Raw genomic sequence first — 2,619 nt, 5'->3', positions numbered from 1 at the left:
CCGCCCCCGCCCAGCAGTTCCACCGTCACCGATAACCAGGTCCGCGCCATACCCCGAGGATGGCACACCCGGCTGCGCCCCCGGCAGGCCCGCCGGGACGGCAATGGACGGCGCCCCCCGTCCAGAGGGGATCCCCGTGGGGGACGCCGCCGGGTGACCGATCGGGTGTCCTCGCGATGACCCTGCAGAAATTCCTTCGCTTATCTCTGCGGTTTCCAGTCGCCGGCTGAAACCCATGCTGACGGCAGGAGGTGGAGAAGTCGTGCGCGCGGGGATCTGATTGTCCAGACGCCCCCTGGACCATTGGGACGCTTGGCCCGGATGGAACCTGCTGCAGGCGAGGCGACGACAGTCGTCGTATGCGTCGTTAGCGGGCTCTTGACACATGAGGGTGCAGCCATTGACGCGTCGATGTCAGGAACATCACTGGCTACTGCCTTTGCGAGAGGTCCGAGTGCTCCGTCTGGCCTGCTCGGAGATCCTGGAGGGCGAGCACGGCCATACCTCGGCGCTTTTATGGCTTCGGGCTCACATCTTCTTTGTCGAGACTGGTCTCACGGCTGCCACGGTGATGACTGATGTCGGTGCCTGTTACCGATCCCGTGACTTCGGTCAGGCCCTGGGGGTGCAGGTCAAATACAAACGCACCCGCCCCTACCGGCCCCAGACCAACGGCAAGGTGGAGCGTTTCAACCGCACCCTGGCCACCGAGTGGGCCTACCACCGTCTGACGGCTCCGATGTTGATCGCGCCCGGACCTACTTGGACTGGCTCTGCCACGACAGTCCCCAGCGACGCACACCGGTATTAGCGGCCAGGGCCGCTTGGCCCGCGTTCACCGCCACCCGGGGAGTTATATTTAGGCCGGTTCCCCGGCCGGACCGGCTCGCCGTAGTCGCCAGAGCCCGCCGGCGACCACGGCCAGGCACAGCAGGCAGACCCCGGCGACCGCGGTGAGCGAAGCGGCGTAGGGGGCCACCGGCAGCAGCACGGCCAGCAGGGTGGGCAGCAGGAAGCCGGAGTAGGCCAGCGCGTAGAAGACGCCGGTGAGCCCGGCCAGGTCCCGGGGCGTGGCGATCGCCTGCACGTGCGCCAGCCCCGCCACGACGGTCGTTCCGTAGGCCAGACCCAGGACCACCGCCACGGCGAGGGCGAAGACCGGTTGGCGCAGCAGGCAGGCCACCACGGCCAGGACCATGCCCAGGGACATAACCGCCAGGCCGATGGACAGCGCGCGGCCACGGGTGCGCCGGTCGATCCGGGCCACGAACGGTTGGACGAGCGCGCCGCAGCCCAGGGTCACGACGCTCAGCGCGGTCGCATAGGCCGTGGCCCACTCACCGAGCTTCGGGGCCACCACGGCCGGCATGACCGCGTACGCCACCCCGGCGGCCGCGAAGACCCACGGCGCGGCCGGCAGCACGATCCGGGTGAACCGGCGGTCGGCCACCGCCGGCACGCGCAGGTCGGTCCACCAGGGTCCGTCCACGCCCCGGGTGCTGTGTCCCGCGGCGGTGCGGGTCTCGGGGGCTGTGAGCAGGGGCGGCAATGCCGCGGCCGCCAGGGCCAGGTGCACGGCGTAGGGAGTCTGGGCCGGGGCCGGTCCCCACTGGGCGAGGCAGCCGGTGACGCCGGCGCCGATCGCGAAGCCCAGGGTCAGCGTGAGCGAGGGCCGGCGCGCCCCCGCCCCGGCCGGCGCGTGCTGGTCATACGGGGCGGTGGACAGCTCCTTAATCCAGCTGCCGCCCACGGACATGGCCGCCCCGACGCCCAGGCCGGCGAGCAAGCGGCCGGCGCCCAGCAGCACCAACGAGTGCAGGCCCACCGCCAACAGGATGCTGCCGGCGGCCGCGGCGGCCAACCCTGTCAGCAGCACGGGCTTGCGGCCGCGACGGTCCGAGACCGCGGCCGCCATCATCAGGCCCGGGGCCAGGCCGACGACGTACAGCCCGAGCAACAGGTTGGCCTGCCACGGGGCGTAATGGCCGAGCTCCTCGTACAGGTGCAGCAGCGGGGTGAAGTGGTTGCCGCCCCAAGCCAGGACGAACACCGCCGGGGCCACCCGCAGCCAGCAGGCGCCACCGCTAGGCGCGGCGGGCCCGGCCGCACCCCAACGCCCGGGGTTCCTGTGGCTCACGCCAGCTCCTCCGGGAAATGGGCGGAACGCAGGTGCTCGCGCACGGCGGCGGCGAAGGCGGCGGGATCCCCGGCCTCGATGGGCCCGATCAGCGCCTCGTGCTCCGCGCGGAACAGGCGGGCGGCCTCACCACCGCCGCTGACCGCCAGGTGGGTCAGCCGGGCGAACCGCGGGCCCAGGTCCGAGGCCATCTCCGCCACCACGGTGTTGCCACCAGCCTCGATAATCCTCAAATGGAACCCGAAGTCCTCCCCGGCGAAGTCCAGCAGGTCCCCGGCGTCCAGGGCGCGTTGCTGCGCGTCCAGGCTGGCGCGCAGGGTCGCCGCCAGCGACGTCCGGTCGGCCGCGGAACCGGCGATGACCTGGACGCTGCGGATCTCCAGGGTGGCCCGCACGTCCAGCAGGTCCCGCCGTTCGGTGGGGGAGACCACCGTGACGACGCCGCCCTTCTTCGGGGCCAACCGCACCAGCCCCCAGGACTG

At 71.8% G+C, this 2,619-nt stretch carries 3 protein-coding genes; 1 reads left to right on the top strand and 2 read right to left on the bottom strand.

The features are described from left to right. Positions 1 to 385 precede the first annotated feature (385 nt). Entirely contained in the window at positions 386 to 811 is a 426-nt protein-coding gene (locus tag PLJ28_RS15530) for an integrase core domain-containing protein (protein WP_370577176.1), read from the top strand. A gap of 48 nt (positions 812 to 859) precedes the next feature. Here PLJ28_RS15530 and PLJ28_RS15525 read toward each other — a convergent pair whose 3' ends face one another. Both PLJ28_RS15525 and PLJ28_RS15520 read right to left on the bottom strand, forming a co-directional pair. After that, on the bottom strand, positions 860 to 2,137 hold the full coding sequence (locus PLJ28_RS15525; protein ID WP_324590406.1) for an MFS transporter: 1,278 nt from the start codon (positions 2,135 to 2,137) through the stop codon (positions 860 to 862). Further along, positions 2,134 to 2,619: GntR family transcriptional regulator (locus PLJ28_RS15520; RefSeq protein ID WP_324590405.1), on the bottom strand; the 486-nt coding region annotated here is incomplete at its 5' end. The genes PLJ28_RS15525 and PLJ28_RS15520, both read right to left, overlap by 4 nt.

The sequence above is a fragment of the Citricoccus sp. genome (genome assembly GCF_035445025.1).
GTDB lineage: Bacteria > Actinomycetota > Actinomycetes > Actinomycetales > Micrococcaceae > Citricoccus.
This window is presented reverse-complemented; position numbering and strand designations above follow the sequence as displayed.